General features: G+C 65.9%; 21 protein-coding genes and 1 tRNA gene. 14 read left to right on the plus strand and 8 right to left on the minus strand.

Going from position 1 to position 19,333, the window contains the following annotated elements; all coding sequences use genetic code 11:
* Nucleotides 1-33: 33 nt before the first annotated feature.
* Together HUW43_RS09585 and HUW43_RS09590 are read right to left on the minus strand one after the other, a co-directional pair.
* Entirely contained in the window at nucleotides 34-849 is an 816-nt protein-coding gene (locus tag HUW43_RS09585) for a ferredoxin--NADP reductase (protein ID WP_188237188.1), read from the minus strand.
* 294 nt (nucleotides 850-1,143) lie between these two features.
* Nucleotides 1,144-1,220 (minus strand) — tRNA-Arg (locus HUW43_RS09590).
* Between the two features lie 74 nt (nucleotides 1,221-1,294).
* Between HUW43_RS09590 and HUW43_RS09595 the strand changes: the two genes are divergently transcribed.
* Nucleotides 1,295-2,044 carry a queuosine precursor transporter gene (locus HUW43_RS09595; protein WP_188237189.1) on the plus strand — a complete coding sequence of 250 codons (750 nt, stop codon included), beginning with the start codon at nucleotides 1,295-1,297 and terminating at the stop codon, nucleotides 2,042-2,044.
* Nucleotides 2,045-2,050: 6 nt separating this feature from the next.
* The gene (locus tag HUW43_RS09600; RefSeq protein ID WP_188237190.1) at nucleotides 2,051-2,422 is read left to right on the plus strand and encodes a hypothetical protein; all 372 of its coding nucleotides are present in this window, start codon (nucleotides 2,051-2,053) and stop codon (nucleotides 2,420-2,422) included.
* Here the strand turns inward: HUW43_RS09600 and purQ are convergent.
* Both purQ and purS read right to left on the minus strand, forming a co-directional pair.
* On the minus strand, nucleotides 2,384-3,049 hold the full coding sequence (purQ, locus tag HUW43_RS09605) for a phosphoribosylformylglycinamidine synthase subunit PurQ (RefSeq protein WP_188237191.1): 666 nt from the start codon (nucleotides 3,047-3,049) through the stop codon (nucleotides 2,384-2,386). The two genes, HUW43_RS09600 and purQ, sit on opposite strands and share 39 nt — an antisense overlap.
* 21 nt (nucleotides 3,050-3,070) lie before the next feature.
* A complete protein-coding gene (gene purS / locus HUW43_RS09610) occupies nucleotides 3,071-3,301 on the minus strand; it encodes a phosphoribosylformylglycinamidine synthase subunit PurS (RefSeq protein WP_188237192.1) in 231 nt (76 codons plus the stop codon).
* 182 nt (nucleotides 3,302-3,483) lie between these two features.
* Between purS and HUW43_RS09615 the strand changes: the two genes are divergently transcribed.
* The 3 genes from HUW43_RS09615 to HUW43_RS09625 all read left to right on the plus strand — a co-directional run bounded on the left by HUW43_RS09615 (nucleotide 3,484) and on the right by HUW43_RS09625 (nucleotide 5,026).
* The gene (locus tag HUW43_RS09615; protein WP_120219178.1) at nucleotides 3,484-3,657 is read left to right on the plus strand and encodes a bacterioferritin-associated ferredoxin; all 174 of its coding nucleotides are present in this window, start codon (nucleotides 3,484-3,486) and stop codon (nucleotides 3,655-3,657) included.
* 100 nt (nucleotides 3,658-3,757) lie between these two features.
* Entirely contained in the window at nucleotides 3,758-4,240 is a 483-nt protein-coding gene (bfr, locus tag HUW43_RS09620; protein WP_188237193.1) for a bacterioferritin, read from the plus strand.
* A 366-nt stretch (nucleotides 4,241-4,606) separates the two neighbouring features.
* Nucleotides 4,607-5,026, plus strand: coding sequence for an addiction module antidote protein (locus HUW43_RS09625; protein WP_188237194.1), 420 nt, complete (start codon nucleotides 4,607-4,609; stop codon nucleotides 5,024-5,026).
* 167 nt (nucleotides 5,027-5,193) lie between these two features.
* Here HUW43_RS09625 and HUW43_RS09630 read toward each other — a convergent pair whose 3' ends face one another.
* Together HUW43_RS09630 and purC are read right to left on the minus strand one after the other, a co-directional pair.
* Nucleotides 5,194-8,085 (minus strand): M16 family metallopeptidase, encoded by a 2,892-nt coding sequence (locus tag HUW43_RS09630; protein WP_188237195.1) that lies wholly within the window; start codon nucleotides 8,083-8,085, stop codon nucleotides 5,194-5,196.
* Nucleotides 8,086-8,251: 166 nt separating this feature from the next.
* Nucleotides 8,252-9,028, minus strand: coding sequence for a phosphoribosylaminoimidazolesuccinocarboxamide synthase (gene purC / locus HUW43_RS09635; RefSeq protein WP_188237196.1), 777 nt, complete (start codon nucleotides 9,026-9,028; stop codon nucleotides 8,252-8,254).
* Nucleotides 9,029-9,250: 222 nt separating this feature from the next.
* Here purC and HUW43_RS09640 point away from each other — a divergent pair, with 222 nt between their 5' ends.
* Nucleotides 9,251-10,174 carry a crotonase/enoyl-CoA hydratase family protein gene (locus HUW43_RS09640; protein WP_188237197.1) on the plus strand — a complete coding sequence of 308 codons (924 nt, stop codon included), beginning with the start codon at nucleotides 9,251-9,253 and terminating at the stop codon, nucleotides 10,172-10,174.
* Here HUW43_RS09640 and HUW43_RS09645 read toward each other — a convergent pair.
* Entirely contained in the window at nucleotides 10,171-11,802 is a 1,632-nt protein-coding gene (locus HUW43_RS09645; RefSeq protein WP_188237198.1) for an alkaline phosphatase D family protein, read from the minus strand. The genes HUW43_RS09640 and HUW43_RS09645 overlap by 4 nt on opposite strands.
* 69 nt (nucleotides 11,803-11,871) lie before the next feature.
* Complete coding sequence (locus tag HUW43_RS09650; protein ID WP_188237199.1) at nucleotides 11,872-13,005, minus strand: DUF3667 domain-containing protein; 1,134 nt, start codon at nucleotides 13,003-13,005, stop codon at nucleotides 11,872-11,874.
* Nucleotides 13,006-13,085: 80 nt separating this feature from the next.
* Here HUW43_RS09650 and HUW43_RS09655 point away from each other — a divergent pair, with 80 nt between their 5' ends.
* The 8 genes from HUW43_RS09655 to HUW43_RS09690 all read left to right on the plus strand — a co-directional run bounded on the left by HUW43_RS09655 (nucleotide 13,086) and on the right by HUW43_RS09690 (nucleotide 19,318).
* Nucleotides 13,086-14,375 carry a glutamate-5-semialdehyde dehydrogenase gene (locus tag HUW43_RS09655; protein ID WP_188237200.1) on the plus strand — a complete coding sequence of 430 codons (1,290 nt, stop codon included), beginning with the start codon at nucleotides 13,086-13,088 and terminating at the stop codon, nucleotides 14,373-14,375.
* Between the two features lie 31 nt (nucleotides 14,376-14,406).
* Complete coding sequence (locus HUW43_RS09660) at nucleotides 14,407-14,679, plus strand: CopG family ribbon-helix-helix protein (RefSeq protein WP_188237201.1); 273 nt, start codon at nucleotides 14,407-14,409, stop codon at nucleotides 14,677-14,679.
* On the plus strand, nucleotides 14,676-14,963 hold the full coding sequence (locus HUW43_RS09665; RefSeq protein WP_188237202.1) for a type II toxin-antitoxin system RelE/ParE family toxin: 288 nt from the start codon (nucleotides 14,676-14,678) through the stop codon (nucleotides 14,961-14,963). The genes HUW43_RS09660 and HUW43_RS09665 overlap by 4 nt, the downstream gene beginning before the upstream one ends.
* A complete protein-coding gene (locus tag HUW43_RS09670) occupies nucleotides 14,960-15,613 on the plus strand; it encodes a nicotinate-nucleotide adenylyltransferase (protein WP_188237203.1) in 654 nt (217 codons plus the stop codon). The genes HUW43_RS09665 and HUW43_RS09670 overlap by 4 nt, the downstream gene beginning before the upstream one ends.
* Nucleotides 15,610-16,008 (plus strand): ribosome silencing factor, encoded by a 399-nt coding sequence (gene rsfS, locus HUW43_RS09675; protein WP_188237204.1) that lies wholly within the window; start codon nucleotides 15,610-15,612, stop codon nucleotides 16,006-16,008. Before HUW43_RS09670 ends, rsfS begins: the two co-directional genes overlap by 4 nt.
* 32 nt (nucleotides 16,009-16,040) lie before the next feature.
* Nucleotides 16,041-16,469, plus strand: a complete 429-nt coding sequence (locus HUW43_RS09680) for a 23S rRNA (pseudouridine(1915)-N(3))-methyltransferase RlmH (protein WP_188237205.1) — start codon at nucleotides 16,041-16,043, stop codon at nucleotides 16,467-16,469.
* Nucleotides 16,466-17,683 carry a murein hydrolase activator EnvC family protein gene (locus HUW43_RS09685; RefSeq protein WP_188237206.1) on the plus strand — a complete coding sequence of 406 codons (1,218 nt, stop codon included), beginning with the start codon at nucleotides 16,466-16,468 and terminating at the stop codon, nucleotides 17,681-17,683. Before HUW43_RS09680 ends, HUW43_RS09685 begins: the two co-directional genes overlap by 4 nt.
* A gap of 246 nt (nucleotides 17,684-17,929) precedes the next feature.
* Entirely contained in the window at nucleotides 17,930-19,318 is a 1,389-nt protein-coding gene (locus HUW43_RS09690) for a S41 family peptidase (RefSeq protein ID WP_188237207.1), read from the plus strand.
* The last annotated feature ends 15 nt before the right edge of the window (nucleotides 19,319-19,333 follow it).

A 19,333-nucleotide genomic window follows, 5' to 3' on the forward strand; every position in this document is an offset into this window, starting at 1 on the left:
CGCCCGACGCAAGGGGGCCAGGCGTGGGCGGTTTTATCCGACGAACGCCCGTTCGATGACGAAATCGCCCGGCGCGGCGTTCGACCCTTCCTTGAACCCCAGCGCCTCGAACCGGGCCTGGAGGTCGCGGATCATCGCCATGCTGCCGCACATCATCACGCGGTCGGTCGCAGGGTCGAAATGCGCGGGGCCGGTCAGCGGATGGCCGAACAGCCGCCCGCCATCGATCAGCGCGTCGATGCGCCCCGTGGTGCGGAACGGCTCGCGCGTCACCGTCGGCAGGTAATGGAATTGCAGCAGCGCCTGATCCTGAACCAGCGGATCTCCCGCAAGCTGGCTTTCCAGCGCGTCGCGAAAGGCCAGATCGCTCACCTGCCGCACGCAATGGACGAGCTGGATCTGGCTGAATCGCTCGTAAATGTCGGGATCGCGCACCAGGCTCAGAAAGGGCGCCAGCCCCGTTCCCGTCGACAACAGGAACAGCCGCTGACCGGGAAGCAGCGCGTCGGCAACAAGCGTTCCCGTCGGCTTTCGGCCAAGATAGACCGGATCGCCCGGCTGGATTTTCTGAAGCCGCGACGTCAGCGGCCCGTCAGGCACCTTGATGGACAGAAACTCCAGCTCGTCGGCATAGGCGGGGCTGGCGATCGAATAGGCGCGCAGCAGCGGCCGCCCCTCGCCCGGCAGGCCGATCATCACAAACTCGCCCGACCGGAAGCGAAAGCTCGGCGGGCGCGTGATCGTGAAACTGAACAGATGCGCGTTCCAGTGCCGCACCGCGCGCACCTGCTCGACAGTCAGCGAGGCGGAGGGGGCCAGCTTGGCGGCGGCAGCAATACGGTCACTCATCATCTTGGCTTTCTTGACGGTTTTCGCGCCGACTGCGCGACATCAAACCACGCGCCGGCATCCGGGCTTTCCCAGAGCGGAATCGCGGCGCCAGGTCCAAGCAGAATTGCTTGCGCTGCTGAAACCGGAAACCACAGCGAATCGCTCGCCCGATCTGGAACGAATATATTAATACTGCAAATCATTATCAATGATGCACTGACGAGGTTTGCACGCCAATCCTCAGGTTCGGCGACGCCAAGCTGGCTGCATCACGCGGTCGAAGAAAGTCGTCGCCTCACGCGAAGCCGAAGCTGGCGCGCCCGGCAGGATTCGAACCTGCGGCCACCCGCTTAGAAGGCGGGTGCTCTATCCAGCTGAGCTACGGGCGCGCAGAGCCGGGTGTTGACGGCTGCGCGAATAGCGTGGTTTGCGCGGACTGCAAAGCAGGTTAAGCAGCGCGTCGATGAACGACACGCCCTTCCGCCCGCCCCCGCCCGTTCATGCGAACGCCGCGAGCGTCCGCCATTTCCGCTATTACGACCTGTTGATGGCGGCCTTTGTCGCCATCCTGCTGTTGTCGAACATCATCGGCGCCTCGAAACCAAGCTATGTCGTGCTGCCAGACGGCAGCGAATGGGCATTCGGCGCCGGGGTGCTCTTCTTTCCGATCAGCTACATCATCGGCGACGTGCTGACCGAAGTCTATGGCTATGCCCGCGCGCGGCGGGTGATCTGGACGGGCTTTGCCGCGCTGGCGTTCATGGCGTTCATGGCGTGGGCGGTCGTGTCGCTGCCGCCCGCCGACGGCTGGCCGGGCCAGGAAGCCTATGAGTTCGTGTTCGGCAACAGCTGGCGTATCGTGCTCGCCTCGATGACCGCCTTCTGGGTCGGCGAATTCGCCAACGCCTATGTCCTGGCGCGAATGAAGCTGTGGACCCGCGGACGCTTCCTGTGGATGCGCACCATTGGTTCGACCGTGGTGGGTCAGGGTCTTGACAGCCTGATTTTCTATCCGCTCGCCTTTTACGGCCTTGCCGGCTGGCCGCCCGAACAGCTTTATCAGGTCGTGCTGTCGCAATGGTTGATCAAGACTTTGTGGGAAGCGGCGTTGACGCCGGTCACCTATGTCGTGGTTGGCGCGTTAAAGCGGCGCGAAGGTGTCGACCTGTTCGACGAAGGCACCGATTTTACCCCTTTTGCCGCCAAGGTCTGACCCCGCATGACGCTGATCGAGATTGCCGCATTGTTCGTCGAGCGAAAGACGTGGATCGTGGCCACGACCGATCTCAGCAAGGATGCGCTGCACATCTATTTCGGGCTGGCGCTGTTTCTGCTCGTGCGTCTTGCGTGGCGCGGCCGCGGCGGCTGGATCGCCGCGTGGCTTGCGGCGCTGGCGATGGCGTGCGGCGGCGAGCTTCTCGACCTGGTCGTCGAACATGGCACGGCCAAGGTCCAGCCCGACGACGCGCACTGGCACGACATCTGGAACACGATGTTCTGGCCGACGGTGCTGGCGCTCGTCGGGCGCTGGCTGCCGCGACCCGATGCGGCGTCAGGCCAGGGCGCCCAGCGCCGCCTCGAACAGGCGTAGCCCGTCGGTGCCGCCGTGCGCGCGGTCGATCGCGCGTTCGGGGTGCGGCATCATGCCGAGCACATTGCCCGCATCGCTCAGCACGCCCGCAATGTCGCGCGCCGACCCGTTGACGCTGTCCAGATAGCGAAAGGCGACGCGGCCTTCGCCCTCGATTCGGTCGAGCGTGTCTTCGTCGGCGAAATAATTGCCGTCATGGTGCGCAACCGGAATGCGGATTTCCTCATCCGAACTGTAGCTGGCGGTGAACAGCGACTGGCTGTTCTCGACCTTGAGCGGCACCGTGCGACAGACGAAGTTGAGGCCCGCGTTGCGCATCAGCGCGCCGGGGAGCAGCCCCGCTTCGGTCAGCACCTGAAAGCCGTTGCAGACGCCGAGCACCGGCACGCCGCGGCCCGCAGCCGCGGCGACCGCGCGCAGGATCGGCGAGCGCGCCGCCATCGCGCCCGAGCGCAGGTAGTCGCCATAGGAAAAGCCGCCGGGCAACGCGATGAAATCGGTGCCGGCGGGCAGCTCGCTCTCGCGATGCCAGACCATCGCGGGGGCCTTGCCCGTGATCGTTTCAAGCGCGACCGCCATGTCGCGGTCACAGTTGGAGCCGGGAAAGACGATGACGGCGGTCTTCATGAGGCAGCTCCCTGGCGCGGATCAGGCACGTTCGATGCGGTAGTTTTCGATCACCGTGTTCGCAAGCAGCCTGGCGCACATCGCGTCAAGGTCGGCATCGCTCGTGCCGTCGGCAACGTCGAGTTCGATGAAGCGGCCCGCGCGGACGTCGGCGACGCCCGTAAAGCCCAGCCCCTCGAGCGCATGATGGATCGCCTTGCCCTGCGGATCGAGCACCCCCGGCTTGAGCGTCACATAGACATTCACTTTCATGGGAGCGGACCTTTGCGCGTGGGAGGGGGTAAGGATGCGCGCGCCTATGCCCGCGAATCGCTTTTCGGGCAAGGGCGGTGTCGGCGAAAATATGCTTATCCGGACTGCGAACCACTCGCATCTTTCTTGTTGCGAATCTGTCGCACTATCCCTAAATCAGGGTTGTTGAGAAGGATTCGCACATGGTCGTCTGTGTCTGCAACGCAATAAGGGAAAGCCAGCTGCGCGACGTCGCGCGGAATGGCGGATTGCGGTGCGCCAAGGCGGCCTATGCGCAATTGGGTCGCAAACCCAAGTGCGGCCAGTGCCTGTCATTCGCTCGCAATATCATCAGCGACGCGACCGCAGCCGCCTGATTTTTCCCAGATTTCTGCCATTTTCACCCTTGGCCTGGCAGGGTCCGGGGCGGTATAATGCCGCCATTGCCACACAGCAGAAAATGACAGGACTGACACCATGAAGGGCGACGAAAAGGTCATCGACTTCCTCAACGAAGCGCTCAAGAACGAGCTGACCGCGATCAACCAATATTGGCTGCATTACCGGATGCTCGACAATTGGGGCGTCGCGCGGCTGGCGCATTTCGAGCGCGAAGAGTCGATCGACGAGATGAAGCACGCCGACAAGCTCGCCGACCGCATCCTCTTTCTGGGCGGGCTTCCCAATTTCCAGCTGCTTGGCCGCCTGCGCGTCGGCGAGACGGTCGAGGAAATACTGAAGGCCGACCTCGCGCTCGAGGAAGAGGCGATCCCGCTGCTCAAGGATGCGATCGCCCATTCGGAAGGCGTGCGTGACTATGTGAGCCGCGATCTGTTCGCCGCCATCCTCGAAAGCGAGGAGCATCATGTCGACGAACTGGAAAAGCAGTTCGAGATGATCGAGCGCATGGGCATCGAAAATTATATCCAGCTCCAGTCGAAGCCGGCCGGCGACGATTGACGCGATCTTCGCCCTCCCTTTCAGCGGAGGGCGACGAGCCGCGGACTTGATCGGGGGCGCAGCGGATGGGTGTCGGCCGTCTGGCGCAGGGCCGATGGCCCCCACCCCGTTCGGCTAAAGGCCCGGAAAGAGGCGCGCCAGGTCTCGCTGGCCCTCCCCCGAAGCGGATACGGTATTGATGGTTTTCATGGGTGTTTTCAGGCGCCTCCTTTTTTGCTTGTAATTGCGATTAAGTCGCAATAGCATAGTCAGGCAGTCCCCTCCTGCCGGCCGCTGCATCTTCAAGCTGCGACAAGGCGGCCGGCATCTTTTTCCGCTGCGATGCAGCGGACCGGCGGATTGCACCGGGCCGGGAGAGAGGATGCCATGCAAAGCCGCATATTGATCCGCCAGCTTACCGAACAGCCGCTCGTGCGCGGCCTGTCGGCGGAGGCCGCGCAGGCGGTGCTGGCCCTGCGTTATTCGATCCTCTGCCGCCGCAGCGGCCGCGACCCGATGCCCGAGCTTGAGCGGCGCTGGGGCAATATTCTGGCGGCACGCCGCTTTCGCCTGGTGGTCGAGGCAATCGCCCATGTCTGGCCCGACCCCTTTGCGGTGGCGCCGCCCTGCTGCCCGCGGCTCAGCTTCGACGAGGCGCTGCTCGCGGCAATCGTCGGCGCGGCATCGCGCGGCGACCGCGTCGATTTCGACTGGCGAACCGCCGAAATGCTGGGCAGCGACGCACGCGAAATGCTGTTCACGGCGTTGGAGAACTTCCTCCGCGCGCAGGCACCGGGGCGGGTTTAGGCCGCGTTTGTTGGGGTGGGAAGCCGACGCTCCCATATTCCCTTCATGTCGCGCGAGGTCGGGACACCCATCGGTGTCAGACCCGGCCCCAGGGGCAGCGCTGCTTCGCTCGATACGAACGGGCCGGGAAGGGTAACGTCGCCTTTCGACCGAAAACCGACCCTCGCCTACTGCTCTGCCTTGTCGCTCACCGCCTTGATCACCAGCGCCTTGTCGTCGGTCAGATAGCGCTGGGCCAGCGCCTGCAACTCGGCGGGCGTCGCCGCCTCGACCGCGGCGATGCCCTTGCGGCTGCGGTCGAGGCGGTCGGCGCGGCTCGTCGCTTCGGCGACATAGTTCAGCCAATAGCCGTTTTCGCGCCGCGCTTTGGTCATCGCCTCGACCAGCGGTCGCCGCGCACGGTCGAGAAGATCGGCGTCGACGGGCGCGGCGCGCAATTCCCTGGCGATGGCAAAGATCGCCGCGCGCGTCGTCGCCAGATCCTTGTAATCGACATTGCTCGCGGCAAAGAGATGGCCATAGCCTGGAAACTCATCCGACAGGCTGGCGGCGGCACCGGGGCTGTAGCTTTCGCCGAGCCGCTCGCGCAATTCCTCGGTCAGCCTCAGCTGCATCACGCGCGCCAGCAGGTTTAGCCGCATCGCTTCGGCCAGATCGCTGTCGTCGCGCGTGGGCCAATAGACGCGCAGTTCCGCCTGTTCGGCGGCCCCCTTGTGGATCAGCGTGCGCTCGCTGCGGTCGGCGGCATAGTCGCGGATGCGCGCGTCGGTGCGTGGGTCGAAGGCGGCGCGGCGCGGCGGCAACGCGCCAAAGGTCGCCGCGATGGCGTCGATCGCCGCCTGCTCGCTTATGTCGCCGACGACGCCGATCTCGATTGCCCCATGCGCCAGGCTGTCGGCGATCACGGGTTTCAGCTGCGCCCAGTCGAGCGCCATCAGTTTTTCGAGCGGCGGGGTCTGCGCGCGCGGATCGTCGTTGGCAAGGATGCCGCCCGCATCGCGCGCGATCACCGCCGCCGGGGTCGCGTCGTTCGCGGCATATTGCTGCGGCAGCACGCGGCGGATCAGCGCGAGGCCGTCGGGGCGATAGCCGGGATGCGTGAGATATGCGGCGAGCAGCTGCGCCTGGAGCATGAAGTCCCTGGGCGAGGTCGTTGCCGTGCCGCCAAAGGCGTCGATCGCGGCACCGAAGGCAGGGCTGACCGTCCGCCCCGCGAGCACCGAGCGCAGGTCGTCGACGCTATGCGCTTCCAGCCCGCCCAGCATGAACGAATTGGCAAGCGCCACGCGCGTCGGATCGTCGCGCGTCGCGAGCAGTGTCCCGCCATCGACGCGCAGCGACAGCAGCACGCGATCCTTCTGGAAATCGGTCGTCTTGATGTTCAGCATCACATTATTGGCAAAGCGGACGCGGCGGATGCCCAGATCCTCGATCCGGTCGTCGGCGACGATCGCGCCCGGCGCGCCGAAATCATCATAGGCAAAGGCGGTGCTCGCAACCTCGGCGGGCGGCGCAACCGCGACCTGCATCGAGGATTGCAGGCTGGCGAGGATCGCGTCGGCACCGCCCGCGATCGGTGCCTTCGCGGTCACGCGGACGAGCGGTGCGCTCAGCCCCGCCATCCGTTTGCGGAACGCGGCGGTGACGGCGGCGGCATCGAGCGAGGGCGCCACCGCCTCGAACAGCGCCAGGCGCGTTTCGGGGTGGGTGAAGACCGCCTCGCCCTTCGCCGCGACGACCAGCGCGTCGGCCAGCGCGTCGCTGCGCCGCGTCGCGGCACCGGCGACCGCATTCAGCAGCGCGGTGCGCTGATTGGCGAGCTGTTCGGCGACCTCGGCCGCGGTAAAGCCATGTTCGATTGCGCGCCGGCGCTCCTGCTCGACGAGGGCAAGCGCTTCCCGCCACGCACCTTCCTTTGCGGCCGCGCTGATCGTCACCTGATCGAACACCTTCCATCCGTTCGCGTCCGACAGCGCACCGCCGAGGATCGGCGAGTCTTCGCGCAGCGCGATCCTGGCGAGGCGGCGGCTGACGATCGCCTCGCCGATATGTTCGGCAAGCTGCCGTGCACGCTTTGCCCGGGAATCGGGCTCGTCGATCCAGGGCCGGAAGGCGGCGATCGTCACCGAATCCTGGATCGCGGGATCGACGAAATCGTCGGCGGCGACGGGGCGCGCATAATCTATTGTCCCGATGTCGGGATCGGCGCCTGCCGCGCCCTTGCCCGTCCAGTCGGCAAAGCGTGCCCTGATCTTCGCCTCGACCGCCGCCGGGTCGAAATCGCCGACCATCACCAATGTCGCGCGCTCAGGGCGGTAATAGCGTTCGTAAAGGTCGCGCAGGCGCGATGCAGGCGCCGTGCGGATCACCTCTTCGGTGCCGATGGGCAGGCGATCCGCAACCGTCATCTCCGGCATCTGGAAAGCAAGCTGGTCGACGAGGTTGCGGAGCTGATAGGTGTCGCGCGCGCGCCGTTCGGAAAGGATGATGCCGCGTTCGCGGTCGACCGCGGCGGGATCGATCGTCAGCTCGCTCGCTGTTTCGCGCATCAGCATCAGCCCGGTGTCGATCAAATCGTCCGAAGCGCCCGGCAGGTCGAGCTTGTAGATCGTCTCGTCGAATCCCGTCGAGGCGTTGGTGTCGGCCCCGAACGCCAGCCCCTTGCGCTCGAGCAGCTTGATCATCTCGCCCTCGGGCACATTGGTCGAGCCGTTGAACGCCATATGTTCGAGGAAATGGGCCAGCCCGCGCTGGTCGTCGGCCTCGGCAAAGCTGCCGACGTCAAAGCGCATCCGGATGACGACGCTGTTCCGGGGCGTACCGTTCTTCAGCAGCGCATATTTCATGCCGTTGGGGAGCACGCCGAATATCGTTTCGCGATCGACCGGCACGTCGCTGGCGGCGAAGTTCCAGGCCCTTGCGGCGTCGCTTTGCGGATTGATCGCGGCGGCGGCCGCGGGCTTATCCGCTTCTTTGGCAAGCAGCGGTGCCGAGCAGACGGCAAGAAGGGCGAAGGGCGACAGCGCGGTGGCGGCGCGCCGGAGGATCGGGCTGGTCATTCGGTCGTTCTGGCCGACTTTCCCTGCCCGTCAAGGCATGGCAGGGAGCAGGCGGACGCTTTTCGACGAGCGACATGGATTGCCCGAGCACGGGTCCGAAGGAAAAAGGCCATGCGCCCCGGCGAAGGCGCGGATACGACGTGTTTGCTGACCGAAGGGAGGCGGTTCAGCCCTTTTTCTTGCGGTGGCTTTCGAGGTCGAGCACGGCATTGTCGCCGCCTTCGGGCAGCAGGCCAAGGCGGCGCGCGACTTCCTGATAGGCTTCGACCTCGCCGCCGAGGTCGCGGCGGAAACGATCCTTGTCGAGCTTTTCGTTCGTCGACATGTCCCACAGGCGGCAACCGTCGGGGCTGATCTCGTCGGCGAGGATGATGCGGCTGAAGTCGCCGTCATAAAGCCGCCCGAACTCAAGCTTGAAGTCGATCAGGCGGATGCCGACCGCGGCGAACATGCCCGACATGAAATCGTTGATGCGGATCGCCATGTCCTGAATGTCGTGCAGTTCGTCCTGGCTGCACCAGTTGAAGCAGGCGATATGCTCTTCGGCGACGAGCGGATCGCCGAGCGCATCGTCCTTGTAGCAATATTCGATGAGGGTGCGCGGAAGCTGCGTCCCTTCCTCTATCCCCAGCCGCTTGGACAGCGTGCCGGCCGCGACATTGCGCACGATCACCTCGATCGGCACGATCTCGACCTGGCGGATCAGCTGTTCGCGCATGTTCAGGCGGCGGATGAAGTGCGTCGGCACGCCGATGTTGCCGAGCAGGGTAAAGACATGCTCCGAAATCCGGTTGTTCAGCACGCCCTTGCCGTTGATCGTCCCGCGCTTCTGCGCGTTGAACGCGGTGGCGTCGTCCTTGAAATACTGGATCAGCGTGCCCGGTTCGGGGCCTTCATACAGGATCTTGGCTTTGCCTTCGTAGATCTGGCGGCGACGGGCCATGGCGGTCAACTTTCTGTCGGAACCAAATGAATGGCCCCGGCGGTGACGACTCACGGGGGAGACGCGGCGCCGGGGCGGTCGGGGCGCCTATAGCGGCAAAGGTGCGGCGCGTCATCAGTCACGTCGCCCCCCGCAAAAACGACGGTGGGTTTACGTTTACGTAAACAGCTTGCCATCGTCGGCATCGCTTGCAACGATGGCCCAAACCCAAGGGAGAGAGACATGAGCTTTGACCAGATTCGCCTCGACCGCCACGAGGGCATCGCGCTGCTGACCTTGCACCGCCCCGACCGGATGAACGCCTTTACCACCGAAATGATGCTGGAGATCGTCGCCGCGCTCGACGAATGCGACGCCGACGACGCGGTGCGCGCGGTGATCTTCACCGGGTCGGGCGATAAGGCCTATTGCGCCGGTGCCGATCTGGGCCAGGGCGCGGCGACCTTCGATTATGACAAGCGCACCGACAAACGGGCGGTGTTGCCCGACGGCACGGCGGCAAGCCCCGTCGCCGCCGACGGCACGATCGACTGGTCGCACCCGCTGATCCGCGATTCCGGCGGGCGCGTGTCGATGCGCATCTTCGACTGCAAGAAGCCCGTGCTGGGCGCGATCAACGGCGCCGCGGTCGGCATCGGCGCGACGATGACGCTGTCGATGGACGCACGCCTCGCGAGCGACACCGCGCGCTATGGCTTTGTCTTTGCGCGACGCGGCATCGTTCCCGAAGCGGCGTCGAGCTGGTTCCTGCCGCGCCTCGTCGGCATCCAGACCGCGGTCGACTGGTGTTTTTCGGGTCGGCTGATCCCTGCCGACGAAGCGCATGAAAAGGGCCTTGTCCAGTCGGTCCACGCGCCCGGTGAACTGGTCGACGCCGCGATCGCCAAGGCGCGCGAGCTGACCGAACATAGCGCGCCGGTGTCGGTCGCGCTGACGCGCCACATGCTGTGGCGGATGCTCGGCGCACCGCACCCGATGAGCGCGCACCGCTGGGACAGCCGGGCAATCTTTGCCCGCGGCCGCAGCCCCGACGCCGCCGAGGGCGTCACCAGCTTCCTCGAAAAGCGCCCGCCCCGCTTTACGGCGAGCGTCGCCAACGATTATCCCTGGTTCGCCGAGTTCGAGGAAACGCCACCCTATAGCTAGGCGGCGTCGAACCTCCGCCGCCCGCGCACCGCCGTCATGCTGTGCGTTGCCTTCAGCGCCGGGCTATGCGTGCGGATCGTCGCGATATTGTGCCAGTTCGCGATCACGCGCTCGCGCGTCAGTTGCACCGTCACATAGCCGCGATCCTGGGTATTCGCCCATCTGAGCCGGGGCGACGAACGGCGGAGCGCGGCAACGCGCACCTCGTCGCTGATGCCGGGGATATAGGCCTCGAAACCCGGCGAGGTCACGCTTTGACCCGCGATCTCGATGCCCGCAGGGTGGCCATCCTCATCAAGGTCGAAAGCCCAGGCGTTGTGCGTGTCGCCGGTCAATGTGACGAGGTCAGCATCGGCGCGCTGCGCGGCGGCGAGCAGGCGCGAACGCGCGGCGGGATAGCCGTCCCAGGCGTCGAGGTTGAGCGGCAGCCCCGCCTTTGCCGCGAGCTGGCCCATTTCGACGCGGCGGCGGACATAGTCGGGCTGATCACCCGCAAACCAGTCGCGCGTTTCGGGCGGCGAGAAGAGGCTGCCCATCATCACCTGTTGTGCGCAAACCTGCCAGCGCGTTCCCGCCGCGGTGGATCGCGCAAAACCGCCGAACAGCCAGTTTTCCTGTTCGGCGCCAAGCATCTGGCGCGCGGGATCGCGATAGTCGGTTTCGGCAAAGGTCTTGAGCCGCGCCGCCGGGTCGCCGCCTCCGGCGATGATCTCGCCGAGCTCGAACTGGCGGTCGCGGCCGTTGACGCGCGTTTCAGGAAGGAAGATGGTCGCAAGGTCGCCGACCTGATAGTCGCGCCACCGCGTGTCGGCGACGGGCATCCATTCGCGATAGACGCGCTCGGCGACCGCCGCCCGCGCGACCCATTCGCCTTCGCCCTCATTATGGTTTTCGGCCCCGCCCTTCCACGCATCATTGGTCAGTTCATGGTCGTCCCACTGCGCGATCATCGGAAAGAGCGCATGAAGCCGCTGGAGGTCGGGATCGGCGCGATAGGAGGCGTAGCGGAGGCGATAGTCGGCAAGGCTCACCATCTCGTGCGTCGGCTGGATCTCGCGGCCGGGCAGCGCCTGTTTCGCCGACGGATAATCGCCGACCGGATATTCATAGAGATAGTCGCCCGCGTGGACGACCAGGTCGATGTCCTGGCGCGCCGCGGCGTGCGCATAGGCGTTGAACCAGCCGAACGGCAGGTTCGAGCAGGAAAAAAGCGCCAGCGTGAAGGCTCTCGTCGGCCCGGCGGGCAGCGTGCGCGTGCGCCCGGTGTCAGATTTGCTCCCGTCGGGCGCGATGAAGCGATAATAATACCAGCGGCCGGGTTCGAGCCCGTCGATGGCGATTTTCGCGGTGTGATCGCGCTCGGCGGCCGCAGTCACGCTGCCGCCCCCGGCGATGCGCGCGAAGTCGGCGCTTTCGGACAGTTCGGCGGTGAGCACGCTATCGTTCGCCGCGGCGTAGCGCGTCCACAGCAGCACCGAATGCGCGCTGGGCTCGCCGCTCGCGACACCGTGGGTAAAGCCCTGCGCCATCGCGGCGCGCGCGGCGCCGGGCAGCGCGAGCGCCGCGAGTCCCGCCGTCCCCAGCCGGATCAGCAGGCGCCGGTCGATCTCACCCCATGCTGCGTGCATCCCATCATCCTCCTCCTCGCCGGGAATCGCCCCTGCCGCGTCTGTGCCAGCCGATTGTTACGGCCATTGTTACCCACTGATGCCGAGTGCGAGGAGCAACAGCATGAACCAGATCACCGTGAACAGGCTGAAAAAGAGCAGCAGACTGGCACGCACAAAGGCGCCGAAGCGCGACGAGCGATAGGCGCCGCGCAGCTGGCGATACATGTGGAACGGCACATAGAGCATCGCGAGAAAGGTCGCGACCTCGCCAAGGATCGTCAGGTTCAAAAGCCGCACGACGACGAACAGCAGCAGCATGAACGAGATGGAATAAGTGACGAAAACGAAATGATCATATGCATGAAAGCGCCGGCTGAAGGGAAAGAGCAGCCACATGAAGGGCAGCGACAGCGGGATCAGCGCCCAGGCGAACTTATAGGCATTTGCCTGAAGCTTGTAGAACACCAGCGCGGGGTTCGCGAACGCCTTTTTGAGGCCGTTGTCGATGAAGGGAACGCCCGTATCGATCCTGTTGCGCGAGATGAAATCGGCGCTTGTCGCCACCTGGTCGCGTGGATCGTCCAGCACCGGGGGCCCGGCGGCGCGATCGGCCACGCGCTCGCTTTGGCTGCGCGCGCGTGCGACGCCAAGATAGGTGGCGCTTTGCTGGAGGACATCGCGCTCGGCTTCGAGCGCGCGGCGCCGCTCTTCGGCAAGGCCCGCTTTCGCGAGTTCGCCGTCGATGCGATCGACCTCCATCTGGATGCTGTCCTTGATCGCGGTGATGCGCGTCTGCTCGTCGGCGGCCTTGCTCAGCGCAGTGCCGAATCCACCCCCGCTGCCGATCATCGCGAGTATGGCATAGGTCAGAAACACAGCGAAGAGGAACAGCGCGAGCGGAGAGATGAAACGCGCGCGCTCGCCATGGATATAGCGGCGCGTCAGATCGCCCGGCCGCCATGCGAGCAGCGGAAGCGTGTTCCATATCTTGCCCTCGAAATGGAAGATGGCGTGGACCAGGTCGTGCCCGATCGCGCCAAAGCTGCGGTGGACGTCGGCGCGCTGTCCGCAATGGTGGCAATGCGACCCGGCAAGGCTGGTGCCGCAATTGAGGCAGCGCGGCGTATGCCCATGCGATGCCCTGCCATGCGCCGGTTCGACCGCACGCGCTGCCAGTCCGGCGGTCACCGCCGCCCCGATACCCTCGATATCCCCGCTCATACGCCTTTGACTAAAGGTGCAAACCGCACCGCGCAACGGGACTTTCGGCAAGTCGGCGAAACATGATAGAGGCAGTCGCCATGACCATGACAACGCTCACCGCCCCTTCCCCGCTGCCCGGCGATGCCGCCGCGCTGATCGCCGACATGGGCGCGCGCGCGCGCGCTGCCGCGAAACGGCTCGCGCAGACGCCGACCGCCGAAAAGGCAGCGGCGCTGATGGCCGCCGCGGCCGCGATCCGGGCGCAGTCGGCGGAAATACTGGCGGCCAACGCCGAGGACATGGCCGCTGGACGGACGAACGGCCTGTCGGGCGCAATGCTCGACCGGCTGCGCCTTGACGAAGGACGACTGGCGGCAATCGCCGATGCGATCGAGGCGGTTGCGGCGCTGCCCGACCCCGTCGGGCGCGAGATCGACCGCACGACGCGCCCCAACGGATTGGAACTGAGCCGCGTGCGCGTGCCCTTGGGCGTCGTTGGCATCGTCTATGAAAGCCGCCCCAATGTCACCGCCGACGCCGCGGCGCTCGGGCTGATGTCGGGCAATGCGGTGATCCTGCGCGGCGGCAGCGAGGCGGCGCAGTCGAACCGCGCAATCCACGCGGCCTTTGCCGCGGGTCTCGTCGATGCGGGTTTGCCCGCCGATGCCGTGCAACTGGTCCCGACGCAGGACCGCGCCGCCGTCGGCGCGATGCTGCGCGCGCAGGGGCTGATCGACATCATCATTCCGCGCGGCGGCAAGGGGCTGGTCGCGCGCGTGCAGGACGAAGCGCGCGTGCCCGTGCTCGCGCATCTCGACGGGATCAACCATCTCTATATCGACGGCGCCGCCGATCCGGCGAAGGCGGTCGAACTTGCGGTCAACGCCAAGATGCGCCGCACCGGCATTTGCGGCGCGACCGAGACGATCCTGATCGACCGGACCTATGGCGCGCCGCTCGCCATTATCGACGCGCTGATCGCCGCGGGCTGCGAAGTGCGCGGTGACAAGGATATAGCGGCGTTCAGCCCGCATGTCGAACCCGCCGCGGCGAACGACTGGGACAGCGAATATCTCGACGCAATCGTCTCGATCGCGATGGTCGACGGCCTCGATGGGGCGCTCGCGCACATCGACGCGCATTCGAGCCGCCACACCGACGCGATCGTGACCGAGGATGCCGCGACCGCCGAGCGTTTCCTGGCTGGCGTCGACAGCGCGATCGTCATGCACAATGCTTCGACCCAATTTGCCGACGGTGGCGAATTCGGCCTCGGCGCCGAAATCGGCATCGCCACCGGCCGCCTCCACGCGCGCGGCCCGGTCGCGCTCGAAGGGCTTACGACGTATAAATGGCTGGTGCGCGGAAACGGTCAGACACGTCCTTGAATCATTTGTATACAAGTGATATATACGCGATATGGATGCTACGACGCCGATCACGACGCGGCTTGACGCCGTAACCTTGGAAACGCTCGACAGACTTGCGGAACGCTATGACCGATCGCGCTCGTGGCTCGTTGCGCAGGCGGTTCGACAGTTTGTCGAGCGCGAAGCCGAGATGCTCGCGATCATCGAGGAAGGCGAGCGATCTGCCCGCGAGGAGCCGCTTATCTCGCACGAAGAGATGAAAAGGCTGATCGCCGCGAAGCGCGCCGAACTCCGTTCAAAGCGCGATAAAGCGGCGGCGTGATCAATGTCCAATGGTCGCAGGCAGCGACCGAAGACCTCCTGAACAATGCTGACGGCCTCTTTCTGGTCGATTTCGACCTCGCGAACGCCTTGCTGTCCGAATCGGAACGAGCGAGCGACTTTTTGGCGCTTGCACCACGCGCAGGTTCGCCGGTCGATGCACATGGGTTGCGAAAATGGCGTTTGGGCCAGCTCCCTTTTGCCCTGTTGTATGATGTGAATGCTGAACGGCTCCTCATCCTTCGCGTGGTCCATCTTCGCAGCGACTGGCAAACCCTATTGTGATCGCCACCGGCCTCCTCGGCGGCAGCTTCAACCCTGCGCATGGCGGGCACCGTGCGATCAGTTTGAACGCGATCGACGCGCTCTGCCTCGACGAACTGTGGTGGCTCGTTTCTCCCGGCAATCCTCTGAAACCCAAGGCGGGCATGGCGCCCCTCCCCGCCCGCCTCGCCTCGGCGCGGCGCATGGCGCGGCGTTCGCCGATCCGCGCCACCGCGATCGAGACCGAACTCGGCACCCGCTATACCGTCGATACGCTGAAAAAACTGATCCGCCGCTATCCGAATCGGCGCTTCATCTGGATCATGGGGGCCGACAATCTGGTCCAGTTGCCCCAATGGCGCGACTGGCGGGAAATTGCGCGATTGATGCCGATTGCGGTTGTTGCGCGTCCGGGCTATAATGATCGGGCCCATGCAAGACGTGCGATGGGATGGCTGCGGCGCTTTGTCCGGCCCGCAGACCAGAAGAAGCATTGGACAGACTGGAGACCGCCCGCCCTCGTGTTCCTGCGATTTTCGCCCGATGTGCGATCCGCGACTGCGATACGGCAGGCCAACCCCCGCTGGTTCGAACGTTATGAAGGCCGCGCGCTGCGCGACCCGGTCACGCGCTCGCACATTGCGGAATCGACCAAGAAAGGACGCATTTGATCGCCGCCACCCAGGGGGCCGCGCCGGACGCCGCCCCTGCCAACGACAGCGTGGATGCGCTCCACGCGCTGATCCTCCGCCAGCTGGACGAGGATCAGGCCCAGGAAACCATCTCGATCCCGCTTGCCGGCAAAAGCAGCATCGCCGACCATATGGTCATTGCGAGTGGGCGTTCGACGCGCCACGTTTCAGCGATCGCCGAAAAACTGGCGCAGCGGATCAAGCAGGAAGCGGGCCGCAGCGTCCGCGTCGAAGGGCTGCCCAACGCCGATTGGGTGCTGCTCGACGCAGGCGACGTCATCGTCCACCTGTTCCGCCCGGAAGTGCGCAGCTTCTACAACCTCGAACGCATGTGGTCGTTCGGCGACGCACCGCCGGTCGCGACCGCGAATTGACGCGACCGCCGCCCGAAGGTTAGGCGGCGGACATGTTGCTGCACATCATCGCGCGCGGGCGCATCGGACGCGGGCCGGAGGCCGAGCTGGTCGCGCGCTATATGAAGCGCGTGACCTGGCCGCAGAAGATTTCCGAACTTCCCGACACGGGTGGGCGCATGCCCGCCGCCGTCGACAATAGCCGCACGATCCTGCTCGACGAGGGCGGCGAGCAGATGTCGTCGATCGAATTCGCCCGATTGCTCGAACAATGGCGCGACGGCGGCGTGCGCGAGGCGCGCTTCTGCCTTGGCGCCGCCGATGGCTTTACCCCCGAAGAGCGTGAAGGCGCCGACAAGCTCATCGCCTTTGGCCGGGCGACCTGGCCCCATCTGTTGGCGCGCGCGATGCTCGCCGAACAATTGTGGCGCGCCACCAGCATCGTCGCCGGGCACCCCTATCACCGTGAGGGGCGCCAGTGAGGCGCGCGCTCGCGGCGCTCGCCGTCGCCGTCGCCGTCGCGGGCGGCACCTTCGCGCTCGCGCAGAGCGATCTCTTTGACCCGCAGGCGATCGCCGCGCGCGAACGGATGCAGCTGGCCGACGCCCGGCAGCAATCGGTGGCGGCGATGGCGCGCAGCGCTGCGCTCGAAAAACAGGCCGCCGCGGCGAGCAATGAGGCCGACCGGTTGAAGATGCGCAGCGCTGCGCTCGCCGCACGCATCCAGTCAGCCGAAGCCGACATCAGCGCAGGCGAAGCGCGCGTCGCGCTCGTGACCCGCCGCCTGTCGGCGCAGCGCGCGCGGCTCGCCGAACAGCAGCAGCCGTTGCTCGAACTCGCCGCTGCGCTTCAGCAACTCAGCCGCCAGCCGCCGGTCAGCGTGCTCGCGCAGCCGGGATCGCTTCGCGACATGGTTCATGCGCGCGCGGTGATCGACGCCGCGATGCCGGTGATCGCGCGACGCACCGCCGGGGTCCGCCGCCAATTGTCCTTGCTCGACGCCGCACGGCGGCAACAGGCGATCGCCCTCGACGCGCTCGCGGCAAGCAAGGCGCAGCTCGCCGCGCGCCGCGCCGCGCTGACGCGGCTCGAAAACGAAGGACGGCTGCGCTCGCGCGAGCTGATGAGCAGCGCACGGATCGAGGCGGACCGCGCGCTGGGGCTGGGCGAAAAGGCGCGCGACATCGTCGAACTGATGGACGCGCTCGAAGCCGACGGGCTGGTGCGCGCCCAACTCGGCCAGCTCGCGGGACCGCTGCCGCGCCCGCGCAACCCCGCCGCCGGACCGGTGAGCCTTGTCCCACCGCCCACCGCGCGCGAAATCGGCATCACCAGCAGCGCCTACCGCCTGCCCGTCGTCGGACGCATCATCACCGGGCTGGGAGAGGTGAGCGAAAGCGGCGTGCGGTCGCGCGGCGTCACCATCGCGGCGCGGCCGGGCGGACAGGTCGTCGCCCCCGCCCCCGGCCGCGTCAGCTTTGCCGGCGATTATCGCGGCTATGGCAAGATCGTCATCATCGACCATGGCGGCGGCTGGATCTCGCTGCTCGCCGGGATGATCGCGCTGTCGGTAGGGGTCGGCGATATGGTGGAAGCGGGCGCACCCGTCGGCCGCGCGGGATCTGACGACAGCCGCATCACCGTCGAACTGCGCCGCGCGGGCCGCCCGGTCGACATCGTCGCGATGATCGGCTGACCCGTCCCCTTTTTTTTCCGCATCGCCGAGCCATGACGAGGGGCCACGCCGAGCGAAGTCGCGGCTCCACTTCGCTTCTCGCTTCGCTCGAACCAGCGCCTCGCCTTCGATCGGGGACGCGCGGCAGAACGGAATCCCCCTCTGTCCCGCACGGCAATGCCATGCTTGACGGCCGCATTATTGCGTAGGAGGATGTCGCGCCGGGGATTATAAGGCGAGTTTCCCTCGCCTGAGCGAAAGATTGTGATGACCGACTCGACCAAAACCACCGCTTCGCCGCGCCGTCGCTTTGCGCTGTGGCAGGGCGCCGCCGCGCTTTCGACGCTGGCGCTGGTTCCGCTTGCGACCGGCGCGATGGCGAGCGTCGATTCGAAGACGCAGGAAGAAATCGCGCGCTTCATGGACGTTTATCTGGAGGTAAAGTCCAACTATGTCGAACCGGTCGAGGATTCCAAGCTGATCGAGGGCGCGATCAACGGGATGCTGGCCAGCCTCGATCCGCATTCGGGCTATCTCGACGCGCGCGGTTTCTCGAACCTGCGTACGCAGACCGACGGCGAATATGGCGGGCTGGGGCTGTCGGTGACGATGGAGGATGGCGTGGTCAAGGTGATCGCGCCGACCGCCGACACGCCCGCCGACCGGGCCGGGATCAAGGCAGGCGATTTCATCACCCACATCAACGATGAACTGATCTTCGGCATGACGCTGGACGAGGCGGTTGAACAGATGCGCGGGCGGCCGGGCACGCCGATCAACATCACCATCGTGCGCGAAGGTCAGGACAAGCCGATCGAAATGACGCTGACGCGCGAGATCATCGACCTTAAACCCGTCAAATGGGAAGTCAGGGGCGACGTCGGCGTGCTCACCGTCACCAGCTTTTCGGCCGACGCGACCACCGACCTCAAGGCCGCGATGATGGCGGTCGAAAAATCGCTCGGTCGCAAACCGCGCGGCTGGATCCTCGATCTCCGCTCGAACCCCGGCGGGCTGCTCGACGAAGCCGTGGGAATCAGCGACCTTTTCCTCGAAAGCGGCGAGATTGTGTCGCAGCGCGGCCGCCGCAAGGGCGACATCGAACGCTATTTCGCCGAACCGGGTGATCTTGCGGGCGGTGCGCCGGTCATCGTGCTGATCGACGCCGGTTCGGCTTCGGCCTCCGAAATCGTCGCGGGGGCGCTGCAGGACCAGCATCGCGCGGTCGTCATGGGCGAACGCAGCTTTGGCAAGGGTTCGGTGCAGACCGTGCTCCCGCTCAGCGACACTACGGCGCTTCGATTGACGACGGCGCGTTACTATACGCCGTCGGGACGCAGCGTGCAGGAAGGCGGGATCGACCCCGACATCAAGGTGCCGCAGCTCAGCGACCCCGATTATGCGTCGCGCCCCAAGTTCCGCGAAAGCGACCTGCGCCGCCACCTCATCAACGAGAAAAAGGTCGACAACGGCCTCATCGAAAAGGATGAAAAGGCCGACCCGCGCTTCACCGCGACCGCCGCGGAGCTGAAGGCCAAGGGAATCGAGGATTTCCAGCTTCACTATGCGTTGCAGACGATCGGGCGGATCGGCCCCGGAACGCCGCGCATGGCGGCAGCGGGCAAGCCGACCGCAAAGCCTGCGCGCAGCAACTGACGCGCACCCGCCATG

Source organism: Sphingopyxis sp. LK2115, assembly GCF_014595975.1.
Taxonomy (GTDB): domain Bacteria; phylum Pseudomonadota; class Alphaproteobacteria; order Sphingomonadales; family Sphingomonadaceae; genus Sphingopyxis.

Bases quoted from the DNA above. Each gene is read 5' to 3' on its own strand.
- HUW43_RS09585 (WP_188237188.1), bottom strand. From the start codon at position 849: ATGAGTGACCGTATTGCTGCCGCCGCCAAGCTGGCCCCCTCCGCCTCG.
- HUW43_RS09595 (WP_188237189.1), top strand. From the start codon at position 1,295: ATGAACGACACGCCCTTCCGCCCGCCCCCGCCCGTTCATGCGAACGCC.
- HUW43_RS09600 (WP_188237190.1), top strand. From the start codon at position 2,051: ATGACGCTGATCGAGATTGCCGCATTGTTCGTCGAGCGAAAGACGTGG.
- purQ (WP_188237191.1), bottom strand. From the start codon at position 3,049: ATGAAGACCGCCGTCATCGTCTTTCCCGGCTCCAACTGTGACCGCGAC.
- purS (WP_188237192.1), bottom strand. From the start codon at position 3,301: ATGAAAGTGAATGTCTATGTGACGCTCAAGCCGGGGGTGCTCGATCCG.
- HUW43_RS09615 (WP_120219178.1), top strand. From the start codon at position 3,484: ATGGTCGTCTGTGTCTGCAACGCAATAAGGGAAAGCCAGCTGCGCGAC.
- bfr (WP_188237193.1), top strand. From the start codon at position 3,758: ATGAAGGGCGACGAAAAGGTCATCGACTTCCTCAACGAAGCGCTCAAG.
- HUW43_RS09625 (WP_188237194.1), top strand. From the start codon at position 4,607: ATGCAAAGCCGCATATTGATCCGCCAGCTTACCGAACAGCCGCTCGTG.
- HUW43_RS09630 (WP_188237195.1), bottom strand. From the start codon at position 8,085: ATGACCAGCCCGATCCTCCGGCGCGCCGCCACCGCGCTGTCGCCCTTC.
- purC (WP_188237196.1), bottom strand. From the start codon at position 9,028: ATGGCCCGTCGCCGCCAGATCTACGAAGGCAAAGCCAAGATCCTGTAT.
- HUW43_RS09640 (WP_188237197.1), top strand. From the start codon at position 9,251: ATGAGCTTTGACCAGATTCGCCTCGACCGCCACGAGGGCATCGCGCTG.
- HUW43_RS09645 (WP_188237198.1), bottom strand. From the start codon at position 11,802: ATGCACGCAGCATGGGGTGAGATCGACCGGCGCCTGCTGATCCGGCTG.
- HUW43_RS09650 (WP_188237199.1), bottom strand. From the start codon at position 13,005: ATGAGCGGGGATATCGAGGGTATCGGGGCGGCGGTGACCGCCGGACTG.
- HUW43_RS09655 (WP_188237200.1), top strand. From the start codon at position 13,086: ATGACCATGACAACGCTCACCGCCCCTTCCCCGCTGCCCGGCGATGCC.
- HUW43_RS09660 (WP_188237201.1), top strand. From the start codon at position 14,407: ATGGATGCTACGACGCCGATCACGACGCGGCTTGACGCCGTAACCTTG.
- HUW43_RS09680 (WP_188237205.1), top strand. From the start codon at position 16,041: ATGTTGCTGCACATCATCGCGCGCGGGCGCATCGGACGCGGGCCGGAG.
- HUW43_RS09690 (WP_188237207.1), top strand. From the start codon at position 17,930: ATGACCGACTCGACCAAAACCACCGCTTCGCCGCGCCGTCGCTTTGCG.